Origin of the sequence: Rhodococcus sp. A14, assembly GCF_011603105.1 — a bacterium.
In the GTDB taxonomy this organism is placed as follows: Bacteria; Actinomycetota; Actinomycetes; order Mycobacteriales; family Mycobacteriaceae; genus Rhodococcus_F; species Rhodococcus_F opacus.
The window spans coordinates 14786-31968 of record NZ_JAAOQS010000059.1 but is presented as its reverse complement, the minus strand read 5'-3'; the positions used below and the strand labels follow the sequence as shown (position 1 = coordinate 31968).

17 protein-coding genes are annotated in these 17183 nt (G+C 68.0%); 9 read left to right on the top strand and 8 right to left on the bottom strand.

The window, feature by feature from the left end; translation table 11 throughout:
- Positions 1-104: 104 nt before the first annotated feature.
- Positions 105-920, bottom strand: a complete 816-nt coding sequence (locus G9373_RS26740; protein WP_144288175.1) for a DUF72 domain-containing protein — start codon at positions 918-920, stop codon at positions 105-107.
- Between the two features lie 83 nt (positions 921-1003).
- On the opposite strand from G9373_RS26740, the gene G9373_RS26735 reads away from it, so the two are divergent.
- The 4 genes from G9373_RS26735 to G9373_RS26720 all read left to right on the top strand — a co-directional run bounded on the left by G9373_RS26735 (position 1004) and on the right by G9373_RS26720 (position 4402).
- Positions 1004-1324, top strand: coding sequence for a GYD domain-containing protein (locus G9373_RS26735; protein WP_005251258.1), 321 nt, complete (start codon positions 1004-1006; stop codon positions 1322-1324).
- A gap of 76 nt (positions 1325-1400) precedes the next feature.
- Entirely contained in the window at positions 1401-1967 is a 567-nt protein-coding gene (locus G9373_RS26730; protein ID WP_005569992.1) for a hypothetical protein, read from the top strand.
- 56 nt (positions 1968-2023) lie between these two features.
- Positions 2024-2878 (top strand): LLM class F420-dependent oxidoreductase, encoded by an 855-nt coding sequence (locus tag G9373_RS26725; RefSeq protein WP_167117575.1) that lies wholly within the window; start codon positions 2024-2026, stop codon positions 2876-2878.
- Between the two features lie 117 nt (positions 2879-2995).
- A complete protein-coding gene (locus tag G9373_RS26720; protein ID WP_167117572.1) occupies positions 2996-4402 on the top strand; it encodes an AarF/UbiB family protein in 1407 nt (468 codons plus the stop codon).
- Between the two features lie 21 nt (positions 4403-4423).
- On the opposite strand, the gene G9373_RS26715 is transcribed toward G9373_RS26720, so the two are convergent.
- The 7 genes from G9373_RS26715 to G9373_RS26685 form a co-directional block, all read right to left on the bottom strand.
- Entirely contained in the window at positions 4424-5992 is a 1569-nt protein-coding gene (locus G9373_RS26715) for a TerD family protein (RefSeq protein ID WP_167117569.1), read from the bottom strand.
- Between the two features lie 8 nt (positions 5993-6000).
- Complete coding sequence (locus tag G9373_RS26710; protein ID WP_064080049.1) at positions 6001-7239, bottom strand: TerD family protein; 1239 nt, start codon at positions 7237-7239, stop codon at positions 6001-6003.
- A gap of 62 nt (positions 7240-7301) precedes the next feature.
- On the bottom strand, positions 7302-8180 hold the full coding sequence (locus G9373_RS26705; protein ID WP_054247321.1) for a hypothetical protein: 879 nt from the start codon (positions 8178-8180) through the stop codon (positions 7302-7304).
- Complete coding sequence (locus G9373_RS26700; RefSeq protein WP_054247320.1) at positions 8177-9286, bottom strand: cysteine protease StiP family protein; 1110 nt, start codon at positions 9284-9286, stop codon at positions 8177-8179. Before G9373_RS26700 ends, G9373_RS26705 begins: the two co-directional genes overlap by 4 nt.
- Positions 9283-10566: a phosphoribosyltransferase family protein gene (locus G9373_RS26695; protein ID WP_167117566.1), complete on the bottom strand. Its 1284-nt coding sequence runs from the start codon at positions 10564-10566 to the stop codon at positions 9283-9285. Before G9373_RS26695 ends, G9373_RS26700 begins: the two co-directional genes overlap by 4 nt.
- Positions 10563-11765, bottom strand: a complete 1203-nt coding sequence (locus G9373_RS26690) for an HpcH/HpaI aldolase/citrate lyase family protein (protein ID WP_085999984.1) — start codon at positions 11763-11765, stop codon at positions 10563-10565. Before G9373_RS26690 ends, G9373_RS26695 begins: the two co-directional genes overlap by 4 nt.
- Positions 11766-11777: 12 nt before the next feature.
- A complete protein-coding gene (locus G9373_RS26685) occupies positions 11778-12899 on the bottom strand; it encodes a hypothetical protein (RefSeq protein ID WP_167117600.1) in 1122 nt (373 codons plus the stop codon).
- A gap of 258 nt (positions 12900-13157) precedes the next feature.
- Between G9373_RS26685 and G9373_RS26680 the strand changes: the two genes are divergently transcribed.
- From G9373_RS26680 to G9373_RS26660, 5 genes are all read left to right on the top strand, one after another.
- Positions 13158-13733, top strand: coding sequence for a TerD family protein (locus G9373_RS26680; RefSeq protein WP_005251244.1), 576 nt, complete (start codon positions 13158-13160; stop codon positions 13731-13733).
- A 118-nt stretch (positions 13734-13851) separates the two neighbouring features.
- Positions 13852-14994, top strand: a complete 1143-nt coding sequence (locus G9373_RS26675; RefSeq protein WP_005570611.1) for a DUF475 domain-containing protein — start codon at positions 13852-13854, stop codon at positions 14992-14994.
- Positions 14995-15074: 80 nt separating this feature from the next.
- Positions 15075-15698 carry an AIM24 family protein gene (locus G9373_RS26670; RefSeq protein ID WP_005258894.1) on the top strand — a complete coding sequence of 208 codons (624 nt, stop codon included), beginning with the start codon at positions 15075-15077 and terminating at the stop codon, positions 15696-15698.
- Positions 15699-15703: 5 nt separating this feature from the next.
- Positions 15704-16402 (top strand): AIM24 family protein, encoded by a 699-nt coding sequence (locus tag G9373_RS26665; RefSeq protein ID WP_005258896.1) that lies wholly within the window; start codon positions 15704-15706, stop codon positions 16400-16402.
- Entirely contained in the window at positions 16399-17154 is a 756-nt protein-coding gene (locus G9373_RS26660) for an AIM24 family protein (RefSeq protein ID WP_005251237.1), read from the top strand. Before G9373_RS26665 ends, G9373_RS26660 begins: the two co-directional genes overlap by 4 nt.
- Positions 17155-17183 lie beyond the last annotated feature (29 nt).

Here is a 17183-nt window from a genome sequence, read left to right as displayed (position 1 = left end):
TCTTCATCGAACCGACGCTCACTGTGCCATGGGACACCGACAAAACGGCGCACTGTGCCATGGGACACCGACAAACGGCGCACTGTGCCATGGGACACCGACAGTCAACGCAGCCGCTCGATCAGCCGCAGCGCGTCGAACGGCGCGTACCCCTTCATGTCGTTGTCGAAGTACGCGAAGCAGTCGAGGCCCTCCCCGAGCCACCGGTCCAGCTTGCGGGCCCACTCGTCCAGCGCCTCGTCCGTGTAGCCGCTGGCATAGAGCTCCTTGTCGCCGTGCAACCGGGCGTAGACGAAATCGCTCGTCGCCGCCTCGACGTACGGGTACCGGCCTGCCGTGTCGGCGACGACGAACGCGACGTCGTGCGCGCGGAGCAACTTCCTCGCCTCCTCCGTATCGAAACTGGGGTGCCGGACCTCGAGGGCGTGGCGGACGGGCCGATCGGCGTCCGTCTCCGTCCACGCCCTGTCGTCGGTGAGCTTGTCGTCGTGTCGAGACGCGAGCGCCGCGGCATCGGTGGTCGTCCTCGGCAGCTGGTCGAAGAATGCTGCGAGACTCGTCGAATCGAACGCGAGTGTCGGGGGCAGTTGCCACAGCAGCGGTCCGAGCTTGGGGCCCAACGCGAGCACCCCGGATGCGAAGAAGTTCGCCAGCGCCGTCTCCGCGCCGACCAGCCTCTTCATGTGCGTGATGTAGCGACCGCCCTTGACGGCGAACACGAAACCTTCCGGTGTTTCGTCACGCCACTTCGCGTAACTCGTCGGTCGCTGCAACGAATAGAAGGACCCGTTGATCTCGATCGACGTCAATCGCCCCGCGGCGTAGGCCAACTCCTTGCGATGGGCCAGACCGTCCGGGTAGAAGTCACCGCGCCAACCGGGATACGTCCAGCCGGAGATACCTACGCGGGCCTCAGCCATCTCACGACCCTAGCGCCGGAACCTATTGCATGTGGCCCGTCCCGGGAGAACCATGAGAGGACCCCACAATCGAGGAGGCACTGATGCCGAGATATCTCTGGCAGGTCACGTACTCACCCGAAGGCGCGAAGGGACTACTCGCCGAAGGCGGCACCGCACGACGCGACGCGATCACCCAGATGGTCGAAAGCGTCGGGGGCACAGTCGAATCCTGCTACTTCGCACTAGGTGGCCGGGATCTGTTCGTGATCGGTGACGTGCCGGACGACGTCGCGGCCGCCGCGCTCGGCATCCGCACCACCGCCTCCGGTGCGGCGCGGTCCGAATCGGTGGCGCTGCTGACGCCGGAGCAGGTGGACGACGCGGTCCGCCGGGACGCCGAGTACCGGGCGCCCGGCAGCTGATCGACTACCCCTGCGGTAGCGAATATCGTTCTGCAGGATGATGTGCGGCGGCGGAGTCGGTCGATAGCGTCCAGCCATGTCAACTGACCAGGCCAACTCGACATCGGTGAACCCGTTCACCACCGAGTCCGCTCGCCGTGCCCTGTTCGCGCTGAGGGCGTTTCCCGCCGGCCTCGTCTCGCTCGGCGCCGCGATGACCGGACGGCACCGCTGGGCCGGGCGGTGGCAACTCGCTGCCACCGACTCGAGCGCGTCGGAGCGGATCGACGTGCGTTCGCCGTCGTGGCCGAGCGTTTTCGCCCACTCGGTGCTGTCGCTGCTGATCGGGATGGTGGCCTGGTTTTTCGCGTTCCTCAGCGGGATCGCCGCGTTCCGGGGCCTGTTCTACGGGCTGATCACCGACGGTTCCTACGAGTACAGCTGGGGTGGTCCGACGCTCGCCGGCGCCTGGCTGGTGCATCTCGTCCTCGGACTCCTGCTCGTGCCGGTCGCCGTGTGGATCCTGAAGGCCATCGCCTCTCTGCTGGCCGGACTCACTCGGCGTCTACTCGGCGACGGTGGTCCGGCGTGGGCCGTTCCCGTCGCGCTCGTGCTCGCCGCCGCGGGCGCGCTACTGTTCCGCTCCTGGCTGCACCAGGCCTGAGACCCCGTACTCGAGAACACCGGAATGAATGACGACGACGGAAGGTTGCACGCCACATGACGGAGACCACAGCACAAACCCCGCAGCTCGGACAGTTAGGCGTCTGGCGTCACGCCGGCGGATTGGCGCCCGAGGTGGGTGCGGCGATCGAATCGGCAGGCTACGGCGCGATCTGGATCGGCGGCTCCCCGCCTGCCGACCTCGAGATCGCCGAACGCCTGCTCGACGCGACGTCCATGATCACCGTCGCGACCGGAATCGTGAACATCTGGACCGCGCCCGTCGACGAGATCGCGACCTCGTTCCACCGGCTCGAAGCTCGTCATCCGGGGCGCTTCCTCCTCGGCATCGGTGTCGGCCATCCTGAACAGCCCGGGCTGAACTACAGCAAGCCGTACGCCGCGCTCGTGGAGTATCTCGACGCCCTCGATGCTGCCGGTGTCCCAGCGGGACGACGCGTCCTCGCCGCACTCGGTCCGAAGGTTCTGGAATTGTCCGCAGCCCGCGCCGCCGGCGCCCATCCGTACCTGACCACTCCGCAGCACACCCGTGAAGCGCGTGAGCTGCTGGGCCCGGGTCCGGTGATCGCGCCGGAGCAGAAGGTCGTGCTGGACACCGATCCGGAACGCGCCCGCCCCATCGGACGTTCGGCCGTCGAGAATCCGTACCTGCACCTGCGCAATTACGTCAACAACCTGAAACGGCTCGGGTACACCGACGAGCAGATCGAGAACGGCGGCAGCGACGACCTGATCGACGCGCTCGTCGCCCACGGCGACACGCAGTACGTCGCCGGCCGCCTCCGGGAACACCTGGACGCGGGCGCCGATCACGTGGCCGTCCAGGTACTCCCCGCCGGCGACGATCCGGTGCCTGCCCTGCGGGAACTCGCAGGCGCGCTGGGACTCTGAGTTCTGCTAACGAAATGGTGTGATGGCGGGTACCGCATACTGAAAGGGGTTCGCCGAAACGGTCGGGGTATGGTCCCCTTCTGAACGGCAGGCAGCACTGAACGCAAGGTAGGAACTGTGCAAGAGCCAACGGCACGTCCGGTCGGCCCGTACGCTTCGGGGCCGCCACCTGCAGCCCTGACCGTGCACTCCGCGAGCCTCGACCGTTTCCGCGCCGCGGAGCTGTGGCGGGCGCTGGTCATCGGCGTGGTCGTCGTCGCCTACACCCTGTTCGAGCTGGTCACCTGGCCTGTCCGACGCCGCGGCCGCACCCTTGCGGACGCGGCGTCGGAGGGCCTGGTCAACGGTTTCGAGGTGCTGGGCCCGACGTTCGTCAAGGTCGGGCAGCTGATGGCGTCGTCTTCCGGCGTGTTCCCCGCCCCGTTGGCCAACGCCTGTCTGCGATGTCTCGACGACGTGCCGCCGGTGCCCGCCCAGGAGGCCCGCCGGGTGATCGAAGCCGACCTGGGGCATCCCGTCGACGCACTGTTCGCGTCGTTCGACGACGTCCCCCTCGCCGCCGCCTCCGTCGCGCAGGTACACGGCTGCGTTCTCCCCGACGGCAGGGAAGCCGTCATCAAGGTCCAACGCCCCGACATCTTCCGCCGCATGGTGGTGGACCTGCGCACCGCCTACTGGGGCGCGCGGATCCTCGAGAAACTGTTCGAGTTCTTCCGCATCGCCAACGCCACCGCCATCATCCGCGACCTCCACGCCGCCACGATGACCGAACTCAACAGTGCCGTCGAGGCCGACCGCCAGGCCCGGTTCCGGACGAACATCGGGGCGTTCGGCGACAACAAGGGCGTCACCACCCCCGAGGTGTACTGGGACTACTGCGGTCCGCACGTCATCTGTATGGAACGCATGTACGGCCTGCCGCTCGACCGGTTCCCCGACCTCGTCCACATGGACACCCGGATGCTGATCCGCCGCGGCGTCAAGGTGTGGATCGAGTCCGTCATCCTGCACGGCCCGTTCCACGGCGACGTGCACGCCGGGAACCTGTGGGTCCTCGACGACGGACGCATCGCGATGCTCGACTTCGGCATCGTCGGTGAGCTCCCCGAGTCGTGGCGGCAGATCCTGCGCGACATGTTCTACGCGACGCTGATCGACGGCGACTTCTCCCGGATGGCCCGCGGAATCCGGAGCCTCGGCTACGCGACCGACAACGACGCCACCGACGACGAGATCGGACTCCAGGTGGCCGCCGCGCTCGCACCCCTGCTGGGCCGGGACCTCGGCGAGCTGCGGCTCAGCGAACTCATCATGGCGCTCATCGGCATCGGCAAGAAATGGGGCGTCGCCAGCCCCGAGGAACTTGTCCTGTTCGGAAAGCAACTCGGCTACTTCGAGCGCTACGCCACGGAACTCGCCCCCGGCTGGGTGATCGGGCAGGACCTGTTCCTGTTCCGCAACGTCTTTCCGGACGCCGTCGCCACGAAGGCCCTCGAACTCGGGGTCGAACTGCCCGACGAGTGACGCTAGCTCGCGGCGAGGGTTTTATTGCCCGGTCAGTGAATCCAGCACCGAGGCCCGGTGGAGGGGGTGGTCCGGGAGCCGGTCTGGTGTCAGGATCCAGTCGTTGCCCGTCCACGGGTCGGAGACGGTGAGGACCCCGGACGTCGGAACCTGCTGCGCGATGCGTTCGAGCACCGCGACGCCCGGATCCGAATCGGCGGAGGCGCTGTCGCCGACGATGATCAGCGACGTCCCGAGTGCGGGACCGTGATCGGCGAGGTGCACGATCCGGGCGGCGTCCTCGGCGCCGTACCCGTGCGGGAAGTCGCCCAGGATCACCAGCCGCGGCTCCGGCAGGCTGTCGCGGATTCCGCTGCGGGCCGCCATTTCTGCGAGGTCGACGCTCTCGGACAGCGCGGTGAGGCGGGCGGTGATGTCGGAAGCCGACGACACGACGGGCGAAGCCAGCAGAGCACCGAGGGGTTCGGTGAACGTGCGCAGCGAGCCGCTGAGGTCGACCACCTCCAACCGCTGTGCCACCGCAGGTGATGCGACCAGCATGCGCGCCGCCAGCGCCGCGACCACCGGTGCGGCCTCGGCCGGATCGCCGACGATCCAGAGCGGACGCCCCAACGGGTAATGAACGCAGAACGGCACCCGCAGCTCACCGAGGTCGGGTGCGGTCAACTCACCGAGCCTCAGCCCGTCCGTCACGGCGCTGCCGGTGACCGGGCTGGTCCACGCGGCGGACTCGAAGGTGGCCAGCGACCGCGGCAGCAGAGGATCGATGGCGCGGAGTTCGTCGGCCAATTGCGAAGTCTCGCCGTCGAATTTGCGCTGCGCCTCGGCGACGAGGGCATCACACCGCTCCTGCGCCCTGGCCTGCGATTGCACGACCGCCGGACTGTTGCGTGTGGACGGGTCGGCCACCGACTCGGACAGTTCGTCGTCCAGCCGGGCCTGCGCGTAGTCGCGGGAGGATCGGAACGAGGCCGCGGACCGGGCGGCGTCCTCGAAGATCATCCACGCCCTCTCGAACGAGTGGGCCGGGTCGAGCGGGATGCCCGCAGGACCGGGCATCGCCGGAACCTCCTCGGCCACAGCGTGCGCGGGTTCGTCCACCTCGACGCCGTGCCGGGTGACGAGTTCGGCGAGGCCGCCGTCGTATCCCTGCCCGACGGCCCGCACCTTCCACTCGGTGCCGCGCCGGTAGATCTCGAGGCAGATCGCGGCCGCCTCGGAACCGACCAGCGGGACGTCGAAAACGACCAGGGGAAGACCATTTTCGTCGGCGAGCGTGGCCGACAGCCCCTCGCGGGCCAGCGTCGCCGGACCGTTCGGGGACGCCGGATCGACACTGACCACGCAGAGCACGGCCACCGCAGCGGCGTCCACCTCGTCCAGCTGCAGCCGGACCGTTCCGTCCGCGTCGAGTTCCACCCCGGCGGCGCGGCGCTGGTTGTAGAACACGAAATGGTCCGAGGACAGCACGCGGAGATCGCCGCCCACGATCAGCGCGGAGACGTCGATCGGCGTCGCATCGACGGCGCGGAAACGCAGTTCGCGCGACGGCAGCGGAGCGTTCTGCCCCGGAACGAGGTGGACCGTCACCGCCGCCCCTAGACGCCGAGGAAGCGGGCGAGTTGAGGCGCGGCCTCCCCGGCGTGCTTGGCCTGAATGCCCTCACCGATGGCCTGCAGCTTCCACTCGCCGCCCACCCGGTACACCTTGGCCATCACCATTCCCGTGAACGGCATCCCGCCCTGCAGCGTGAACCGGGCGAGTTCGGCCGACGACGTGGTGTCCACCAGGCGGCAGAAGGCGTTCTTCACCTGCTCGAACGTGTGCCCGCGGTACGACGTCACGATGAACACGATGGTCGAGATGTGCGGCGGAATGCGGGTGAGATCCACGAGGATCACCTCGTCGTCGCCTGCGCCCTCACCGGTGAGGTTGTCGCCCTGATGCCGGATCGACCCGTCCTTCGACGTCAGCTGCCCGTAGTAGGCGACATCGACCATGTTGTTGTCCGCGAACAGGACCGCCGACGCGTCGAGGTCGACGTTGGCGGAACGGTTCCCGAACATGCCGCGCTTCTCGATCGGATCCCAGCCGAGCCCCATCTGGATGTACGTCAGTGCGACGCCACCGTCCTTGCGGAGCGTCACCTTCTGGCCCTTCGAGAGGCTGACCGGTCGCGACTTGGTGAGACTGACCTCGGCCGGAGCAGCGGGCGCGGGGGGTGCAGCGGGAGCCGGGGGCGCAACCGGTGCGGCCGGCGGCGGGTAGGCGGCTTGCGGTGCCGGTGCGGGAGCGGGCGGCTGCTGGACAGGAGCGGCGGCGGGTGCGGGAGCGTCGTCGACGGACACGCCGTGATCGGTGACGAGTGCGGCGAACCCGCCGGCGTAGCCCTGCCCGACGGCCCGCACCTTCCAGGCGCCCTGGCGTCGGTACAGCTCGAGCGCGATGACGATCGACTCGGAGTTCAGTCCCTCGATCTTGTACTCGTACAGCGAGTTTCCGGTGCCGTCCGAGACCCGGGCGGTCGGCGGCGCCGAGCGGCCGAAGTTACTGGTGGCGTCGTCGAGGGTGATGACCGCGCGCACCTGGGCGATGTCGGCAGGCACCGCGCCGAGAGACACCTTCAGCGAGGCCGCCTGTCCGGTGGCTCCGGGGACGAGTTGCACGCCGGGACCGGCCGGCTGGTTGAAGAAGACGAAGTCGGCGTCCGAGCGGACCTTCCCCGAGTCCGTGACGAGCAGCGCGGACAGGTCGGCGGCGGCCGTCAGTTCGAGGGAGACGATGACGTCGTCGACGCTCAGCGGGCCGTTCTGACCCTTGGCTAGCGGAGTGGACACTGCGGTAGTTCCTTCACTGTGGGAGCGTCGGGTTTGTCCCGTTTGGTCTGTTTGCCTACAACCTACAAAAGAGAGCCGACGGCCGTCGTCCCCGCACCCCGCGCGACACGGTCCGCGAACCAGCGCAGGATCTCCTCACCAGCGGCGATACCGCTGCTTCCGGTGACCGACAGGGTCGGATGCTGCCAGTCGATGGTTTCGAGTTCGCCGTGCCGGGGGCGGATGGCGGCGTCGGCCGCACTGAGCATGTTGGCGTCGAGAGCCCCGTCCCCGGCCGCCAGCACGGGCGCTTCCGCCTCGAGCACTCCGTCGTCGACGAGCCTTGCACGGACCTCGGCGACCGCACGACTCTTGCACACCGCGTCGGGCATCGTGTAGATCTTGCGGCCTTGCCGGGACACTCCCCATCCCCGATCCGCGCACCAGTCGTTCCACTCCTCGACGAAGCCGGCCGGCATCGCGTCGAGGTCCACGACCAGGTAGGAGAACAACTCGTCGGCCACCCGGGACGAACGCACCCAGCCGTCGTCGATCCGTCGGCTCAACTCGGCGCCGACCTCCACCAGCGAGGCTCCACCGTCGGCCATCGCGATGTCGACACCCGACCGCCACCGCGCATCGGGCACCCCGTCGACGAGGATATTGCCGCCGTTGGTCGTGATCGCGTACCGCCACGGCGCCCCCGGCAGGTCGATGCGCTGGAACTGGGCAACGGTGCGCGTGGTGGTGGGCACGACCACGGCGGTCGCGGTGAGCTTCCGCAGCATGGCCTCGGCGGCCGACGTGACGTAGGACAGCGGTTTGCCGTCGTACACCTCGACGCACAGCAGGTCCTCGTCGCCGGGCCGCTCGGCCACGTCGCTCTCGGTGACGGCGAGTTCCATGGCCCCGCGCGAGTAGATCATGGTCCGGTCGAGGTCGGTCGCGATCAGCGCGGTCATGTCACATCCTTGATCAGGCCCATGCACGAATAGGCCAGGCCGGGAACCTCTTCGACGGGGACCGCACGCGCGGCGGCGAGGAGCCGGATGTGCGCGTGCTCCGGGGCGTCGAGGTCGCGGACGAGCACCCGCCACGGCACCCGGCGCAGCAGCACGCGGGTGGTTTCGCCGACGCCCGGCTTCACGAAGTTCACACTCGAGATTCCGTACTGCTCCCGAACCGCCTCGACGGACTTCCAGCCGTCCCAGGTGGGGGTGCGGTCCGACCGCAGCAAGTCCTCGACGTCGCTGGGAACGTGTTCACGCACATCCCCGAAGGAGGCGCTGACGGAATCGAGGAGGTGATTGGACACGTCCTCGCCCGCCAGGTGCGCGTAGAACTTGGCGCCGTGGAAGTCACCGGGGCCGATCAGCGTGTCGTTGAGGACGGTCCGCGACACCAGGCCCGACACAGTCGAGTTCAGACACGCCGAGGCGATCAGGAAGTCGTCGCGGGTGCCGAACGTGCGAACGCAGTGCCCGGGATCGGCGAGGACGGCGAGGTCGTCGTCGAACTCGGCGCCCCCGGCTTCGCGGTACTCGGCGAGTGCCTGCGACAACTCGCGGGCGATGGCACCCTTGCCCGTCCATCCGTCGACGAACACCACGTTCGCCGGGTCGTGATGCTGTGCAAGGTAGTCGAGCGCGACGGCGTCGATCCCCCGGTCCCGGACGATGGAGACGGCGTAGTGCGGCAGCGTCAACCCGTGGACGTCGCGCGCCCAGCGGCGCATGAGCACACCCACCGGGGTTCCCGCCCGCGCCAGGGACACGAGAGTGACGTCGCGGCCGCGCTCGGCCAGCACGAGGTCGGTGACCGTCCCCACGGCACGCGCCAGCCGGATGGAGCTGTCCTGCAGCACCTTCTCGAACAGCTCGCGGTACTCCGCATCGGGCTGGTATTCGATGGGCAGCGTTTCCGCGTAGTGGGCTTCACCCGACTGGATGCGGCGCTCCCGCTCGGCGACATCGGCTTCGAGGTCGACGTGCGACAGGTCTTTGAGCAGCCAGCCCACCTCGTCGGCGGCGTACGAACCGAACGCCGGGCCGGTCAGCGGCGCCGTCACGTCGACGCTCCCGCACGCGCGGCGCGCAGCGACCGCGGGTCGGCGCCGGACACGACGGCCAGGAGCACATCCGTCCCCGACGCGGTGAGGACGTCGAGGAATCCGCCGGCCGCCGTGAGCCGGTCGGTGTCGGCCGCGGCGTCGATCACCGCGACCACGACGGCGTCCTCGTCCGGCCACTCGGCGTTGTAGACGAAACGCGGCTGCTCTTCCCCGTTCTCGGGGGCCGTGAAACGGAATCCGCGGCGCAGCGGGTACCCCGGCTGGTCGAGCACGTAGGCGGGTGACCGCGTGGTCGTCTGGAAACGAACCCGGACACCGGACGTGGCGAGCGCGTCCGCGATTCGCAGAGGGAGGTACATCAGCTCCTCGTGTCCGACGACGATCACCGGGCGCTGCGGGTCGAGCCGGTCACGGAGCACCGCAGCCGCCGACGCGACGGCCGCATCGAACTCCTCGGTGTCTTCCTGCAGGAACCCGTGACGCCCGCCCTCCGGAACTGTTGCGGGCCAAGGTATGTCGGCGCGCTCGACGGTCCCGGTTCGCTCACCGACGGGGTTGAGCACCGGATCAGGGAGGGCACCGACCGAGTCGATCAGTCCGTCGGGAAGCTCGGTGCGTCCCACCGCCAGACTCACACTGTCGATCTGCACCCCCAATTCGGCGGCGGCGGCGTCGACAGCGTCCCGGTGGTCCTGCTCGCGCATGTCGACGAGCGACGCCACGACGTAACGGCTGCGCGGGTTCTGCCGGTGTAGCGCTCGGATCGCGTCGACCGCGGTGGCGCCGGTGGAGATCTCGTCGTCCACGAGGACGAGTGAACGATCGCCCGTGAACAACTCGACGGACGTCGGCTGTAGCTGGTGACTGGTCGCGTGCGAGTGCCCCTCCTCGAACCCGGCGGACGTCCCGATCTCGGGGACGTCCCGGCGCGTGGAGTGCAGGTAACACCGGGCGCGCAGCCGGGCCGCGACGCAATGCCCCAGACCTGTTGCGGTCTCGGCGAATCCGAGCACGACGGGATCTGCGTCCGGGCCGAGGAGGTCGGCGACGAGATCACCGAGGCGGTCGCCTGCGCCGATCACGGCAGCCGGGTCGGTGGGCACGTGCTTGCCGAGGACCGTCGAGACGAGCAGATGGGCACGCCGCGGGTTGCGCCGCAGGCCGGGCTCGACGAGTTCGGGGATGGTCAGCCCCGTGTCCGAACCCACGTGGGCGAGCGTCAGCCCCAGATGTTCCGTGGCCCAGGGCACCGCGCGCACGGCGGTGGGTGAGCTCATCGGACGGCCAATGCGGTCAGTAGATCCACGAACGTGATTCCCTCGTTTGTCACGCCGAACACCTTCGCCCGGACGAGTGTCTTCTCGGCCCAGCTGCGGTGCGGGCGCATTTCGTTCATCTTGTTGCGATACCCCGACGCCTGGACGCCGCCGACATTCTCGGCGCCGAGAATGTCGAGCGCGTCGTGGTACTCCTCGTGCGTCACCGCGGACAGCGCGTGCACGGCCGCGACGTGCGTCGGATGGATGACGGTTTTGCCCTGGATACCGTTGGCGCGGTCGAGGGCGATCTCCCGCAGCAGGCCGTCCAGATCCCGGCTGACCAGCTGCTGGCGGAACCGCACCTCGTTGTGCTCCTCGAACGGCGTGGCGCGCAGGGTCGGCCGGAACATCCGCTCGTGGTCGGCGAAGTACTCCCACACGGGACCGGTGATGACGTGTCCGGTGTCGTCGGCGCGGCCCAGGAAGTTGACGATGCCGGCAATCGCGTCCGCGACCACCCGCACGTCGTAGATCGTCAGGTCGCGGTCGCGGCGGATGCCGAACGTGGCACACATGTCGGTGGCGCCGATGCGCACGGCGAGGATCCGCTCGCGGTGTTCGACGAGCAGTGCGCCGATCTTCGCCAGTTCGTCGTCGCGGGTCTCGCGGTGCACCAGTGCGGGCGATTCGAGCACCGGCATCGCATACAGGTGCTTGCCGAGCCGCTCCGATGCCGCGGCCAGCTCGTCGAGGAATACACGTCCCGTCGCACTACCGAACTTCGGAATCACGAATCCGGACAACACCTCGACGCCGGTGGTCAGCAGATCGGCGATCCGCCGAAGGTCCTCGGCGGCCCGCACCCGGACGAACAACTGCATCCGCGCACCACCGTGGACTGCGAGCCGGTCGAGCGCGTCGACGGCGTTGAGCAGCGCCGCCTCCACCTGGTCGTCGGCCACCGCGTCCTCGAGGTCCAGGACCATCGAGCAGACACCGTCACCGGACCGTCGAAGGATGGTGTCCGCGAGGTCGGACCTCGTCGCAGGCACGTACAGCGTCGCGCCCAGCGCGACGGCCAGCACCGTACGATCCTCGTCCGGCCCGAGCGCCTGCGGAGCGTGCAGGAACAGCCGGCCGTGCGTCTCGGGATCGAGGTGGTGGAAGTGCCGAACATGCTTTACCGCAGCCGGCATCATCTCTTCGCTAATGCTCATCGTCCCCCCGTGTCATCGCTGTCCTGTGTGTCCTCTCATCTTCTGAACCACCTCGGCTATGAACGCCGACACGGCATCGAGCTGGGCGACGTATGCCCAGTAGTCGGGATGCCTCCCGGTCAGTGTCCCTGCAATTCGGTCTATCCGCTCGAGCTGAGCGTCGAGGACCGACCCCCATTCCCGCACGAGCCCACGATTGACAGCCAACATCTGGGCGTCGCGGAGACGAAATCTGATCTCGTTTTCCTTGGCCCGCGGGTTTTCGCGGACCGCGCGCAGCAACCGCAGGCGATCGGTGACGCCGTCGACGTTCGCCTCGGCGTCGACCAGATGGGTCCGCGCCGCGGCGGTCAGTTCGAGCGCCCCCTCGGGATTACCCGCGGTCAGAGCCTTCTGCGCCTGCTGCAGATCGGTCTGCGCCTGCTCGATGTGCCTGCGGCTCTCGCGGTCGTTGTGGACGAGATCCGCCGAACTGGCCGCGTTGAACTCGCGCAGCAGCGCGGAGTAGGCGGGCGCGAGGCGTTCCGCCCGAGTCTGCACGGCGGCGATCCTCGTCGTCACCGACGACACCGCGTGAGCGGCGTCCTGCTCTCTGGACGGGGCCGCGGCCAGTGCCTTCTCCAGCGCCGCCGACTCCTCCCGCACGCGCGCCGCCGCTTCGCGGATCGGATTGGCGCCACGGGCGCCCTGCAGCGCCACGACCGCGGCGTCGAGTGCCGCTCCCCGGTCGCGTACCGACGGGTAGCCGGCGTACGCGGCGCCCTCGGTCTGCACCCGCTGCTGCGCGGCGGAGGAGACCTGAAGCGCCTGCTGGGCAACCTGGGGAACGGCCGCCAGCATTGCGGTCGACTCCTCGAGATGGCCGCGATGTGTGCGATAGAACTCGTCGAGGGTCTGGGTTGCCGCGACCAACTGCCGCGTCACCTGCTCGTACGCGGCGGTGGCGGCGGGTGACTGCACGTTCTCGAACTGGTCTTCGGCCGCCATATACGCCGTCGCGGCCTGGTAGCACCCGTCGCGAACCGGTTCCCAGGCCCGCCGGATTCCGCGTTCCGGAGTCAGCTGTTCCGAGGCGTCCACGGCCGCGGCGGCGATGCTCTGCCGGTTGTCCATATCGAGAAACGCTGCGACCATCGTGTCGTGGGCGCGACGAGCCGAGTCGTCGCCCCGGGCTCTTCCTCGGAAGCGTCCCGCCCATCCGCTCGTCACGTCCTGAATCGTACTGGTCGGGCCGACAACCCCGAGTGGTCCGGAATTGCCTGTGCACAAACCTGTGGACAGTTCGCGGGATGGGACAAGTCGGACAAATTCATTATCGTGGTGTTGCACGACGAACCCGGAACTTCGACAGTTGTCGAGGGTCCACCCACCTCCTCTCGAAAGGACCCCTGAATGGGCGTCAGCTTGACCAAGGGCGGCAATGTTTCTCTCACGAAGGAGGCGCCGAACCTGACCGCGGTGGCTGTCGGACTCGGATGGGATGCCCGCTCGACCACCGGCACCGACTTCGACCTCGACGCCAGTGCCATCGGTGCGGGTGCCGACAAGAAGGTCGTGTCGGACCAGCACTTCGTGTTCTTCAACAACCTGCGTTCCCCCGACGGCTCGATCGAGCACATCGGTGACAACACCACCGGTGCGGGCGAGGGTGACGACGAGGTGATCAACGTCAACCTGGCGGCGGTCCCTGCGAACATCGAGAGCATCCTGTTCCCCGTCTCGATCTACGATGCGGAGACCCGTTCGCAGTCGTTCGGTCAGGTCCGCAACGCCTACATCCGCGTCGTCGACCAGGCCAACGGCACCGAGCTCGCCCGCTACGACCTGTCCGAGGACGCGTCGACCGAGACCGCTATGGTTTTCGGCGAGCTGTACCGCAACGGTGCGGAGTGGAAGTTCCGCGCCATCGGACAGGGCTACGCGTCCGGGCTGGCCGGTATCGCCCGCGACTACGGCGTCAACGTCTGACAGTCGTCACGTTCTCCAGCCGGGGGAGGGTTTCACGGCCCTGACGTGAAACCCTCCCCCGGTGCTCGTCCACCTGCAGTAGCCACCCTGCATGCCCACTAGAGAAAGGCCACGCTTCGTGGTTCTGCGAATATTCGGTCTCTCCTTCGCCGTGACGGTGATTTCCATCATCGTTGCGGCGCTCTACGGAGGCCCCCAGGCCGTCCTCCTCGTGGTGATCCTGTCGATCCTCGAGATCTCACTGTCCTTCGACAACGCCGTCATCAACGCCACCGTGCTCCGCCGGATGAGCGAGTTCTGGCAGAAGATCTTCCTCACCGTCGGCATCGTCATCGCGGTGTTCGGTATGCGTCTGGTCTTCCCCCTCGTCATCGTGTGGCTCGCGTCCGGCCTCGGCCCCGTCGCCGCCCTCGACCTGGCTCTCAACCCGCCTGCCGACGGTGCCGCGTACTTCCCCGACGGCAGCGCCAGCTACGAAACGCTGCTCACCGACGCGCACCCGCAGATCGCGGCGTTCGGCGGCATGTTCCTGCTGATGCTGTTCCTCGGCTTCATCCTGGAAGAGCGGGAGATCACCTGGCTGTCCTGGCTGGAGAAGCCCCTTGCCCGCGCGGGCAAGCTCGACCAGCTGGCCGTCATCATCGCCGGCGCCCTGCTGCTGATCACCGCCGCGTACATCGCCCCCGCGGACACGGTCTCCACGGTGATGATCGCGGGCGTCCTCGGCATGGTCACCTACATCGCCGTCAACGGTCTCGGTGAGTTGTTCAACACTCCGGGGGAAGACGAAGACGGAGAACTGGTCGAAGGGTCCAAGGGCGGACCGACCGAGCTGGCCAAGGCCACCGGTAAGGCCGGGTTCTTCCTGTTCCTCTACCTCGAGGTCCTCGACGCGTCGTTCTCCTTCGACGGTGTTATCGGCGCGTTCGCGATCACGTCCGACCCGATCATCATCGCCCTCGGCCTCGGCTTCGTCGGCGCGATGTTCGTCCGTTCCATCACGGTGTTCCTGGTCCGCAAGGGCACCCTGTCGGACTACGTGTACCTCGAGCACGGCGCCCACTGGGCCATCGGCGCACTGGCCGTGATCCTGCTGGTGTCCATCGGCTACCACGTCAACGAGAACGTCACCGGACTCGTGGGCGTCGCCCTCATCGGTGCCGCCTTCATCTCCAGCATCGTCCGCAACCGCAAAGCCGTTGCAGCGGCCGGCGCAGTGGAAGACGACGTGGACGAGCAGGACCCGGTGTCCGTCGGCTAGGTTCTGCCTGTACTCACATCCAGCGGCAGTGCTCGTGACTCGGTCACGGGCACTGCCGCTCGACACTGGAAAGGGCACCCATGGGGCGGCTGCTCGACAAGTCGAAGAAGGTGGTGGAGGCGCAGCTCGCCGGAACCACCATCCGGGCGATACAGGGTTCGATGATCGCCTACGAGGGCAATGTCAGTTTCAAGTCGGCAGGTTTCGGTGGCGGTGACGGGGTGCTCGCCGGGATGAAGCGGCGTGCCACGGGCGAGGCGCTGTCGCTGATGGAATGCTCCGGCCACGGTGTCGTGTACCTCGCGGTGGGCGGTCAGTACGTCTCCGTCGTCGACTTGGCGAACGAGACCCTGCAGGTCGAGTCGCAGCAGCTTCTCGCGTTGAGCGGCAACCTGAACACCAACGTCACGTTCACCGGACTGCGCGGCGGGGTCGGCGGTCAGGGCCTGTTCACCACGACCGTCTCCGGCCAGGGACAGGTGGCGCTGCTGTCGGCCGGCGGGCCGCTCATCCATCTCGAGGTGTCGCCGCAGTACCCGCTGGTGGTCGATCCCGACGCGTTCGTCTCGGCGCGCGGACAGGTGACGCAGTCGTTCGTGACCGACGTGTCGTGGCGCAACGCCGTCGGCCAGGGCAACGGTGAGGCCTTCTCCCTCAGGTGGGACGGTCACGGCGTCGTCTCCATTCAACCGGCAGAGCGGTGAGCCCCATGGTCTTCTCGAAAGTGAACTCGAAGGTCGTCAAGGTCGACGTCGGCGCCGCCGGCGGTGTGGTGGCCCGCACGGGCGCGATGCTGTTCTACACGGGTCAGGTCCAGTTCTCGCCGCATCAGGTGCCGGGTTCCCAGTCGATGGCGGGCATGGGTGGATTCACCCGGATGGCCGGACGCATGATGCAGGGCGAGCACGAACGCACGATGCTCGCGCAGGGGCAGGGCGAGGTGCACTACGGCCACGCCGGGCTCGAGGTGCACGTCGTCGACATGTCGCAGGGCGGTGCGCTGTGTGTCGAGGCGTCCCGGCTGCTCGCTCACAATGCGGGACTGCAGAGTTCGGTGATCTCCGTGACGAGTCAGGGCGGCGGCGGCGGACGCGGCATGCTCGGCGCCCTGCGTGGCGCTGCGGCAGGCGCCCTCGCCGGTACCGGGATGTTCACGACGCAGCTGTCCGGGTACGGGTCGGCGGTCCTCCTCGCGCACGGCGGCTTCATCGAACTCCCTGTGGGTGGACCGAATCCGGTGTTCGTCGACCCCGACGCATTCGTCGGCACGTACGGGAGCGTCCAGGTGGAACTGAAATCCGCCGTCGGCTGGCGCGAGGCCATGGGCCGCGGCGTCGGGGAAGCGATGCAATTGCAGTGCACCGGTCAGGGCATCGTCTACGTTCAGGCTTCGGAGGAGAAACTGTGACCGCCATCCACAATCCGTCCACTCTCGGCGCCAGCGACAACATTCCCGACAACAGTTACGCGTTCTGCATCGACCTCACCGCGCCCTGGTTCATCCGCAAGGGTGCGATGATCGCCTACTACGGGCAGATGCAGTTCCAGGCACTGACCCACGGATTGCACGGCGCCGCACTGCACATGGTCGCCAACCAGTTCTCCGCGCCGCTGTACATGGGCGACTACGCGGTGGCCGAAGGATTCGGGAAGCTGATCATCGGCGACCGCGGCTACGACATCAACTCGTACGACCTCGACGACGGCAACCTCACGATCCGGGCGTCGAATCTCCTTGCGTTCGAGCCGGGTCTGGCCCTGAACCAGTCCATCGTGCCGGGCTTCCTGACGCTCATCGGGACCGGCAAGTTCCTTGCGTCGTCCAACGGCCCGGTGATGTTCGCCGAGCCGCCGCTGCGGATCGACCCCGAGGCGCTCGTCGGGTGGGCCGACTGCCCGTCCCCGAGCCACCATTACGACCAGGGGTGGATCAGCAACTTCCTCGCGGCGGGCGCCCACATGATGGGAATCAACTCCGGGGAGGAACGGCAGTTCGACTTCACCGGCGCCGGAACGGTTCTGATCCAGTCGAGCGAGAAGGTCCTCAGCGACACGCATGTCGTGCGCAGCATCGAGGGCCAGATCCACGGCCTCACCCCGAGCGGTCTGCAACGGCTCAACGGCGTGATCGCCGCCAAGCTGGCGGAGCAGCCGCGCTGACACCGAGGAGATTGACAGACTGAGCGAAG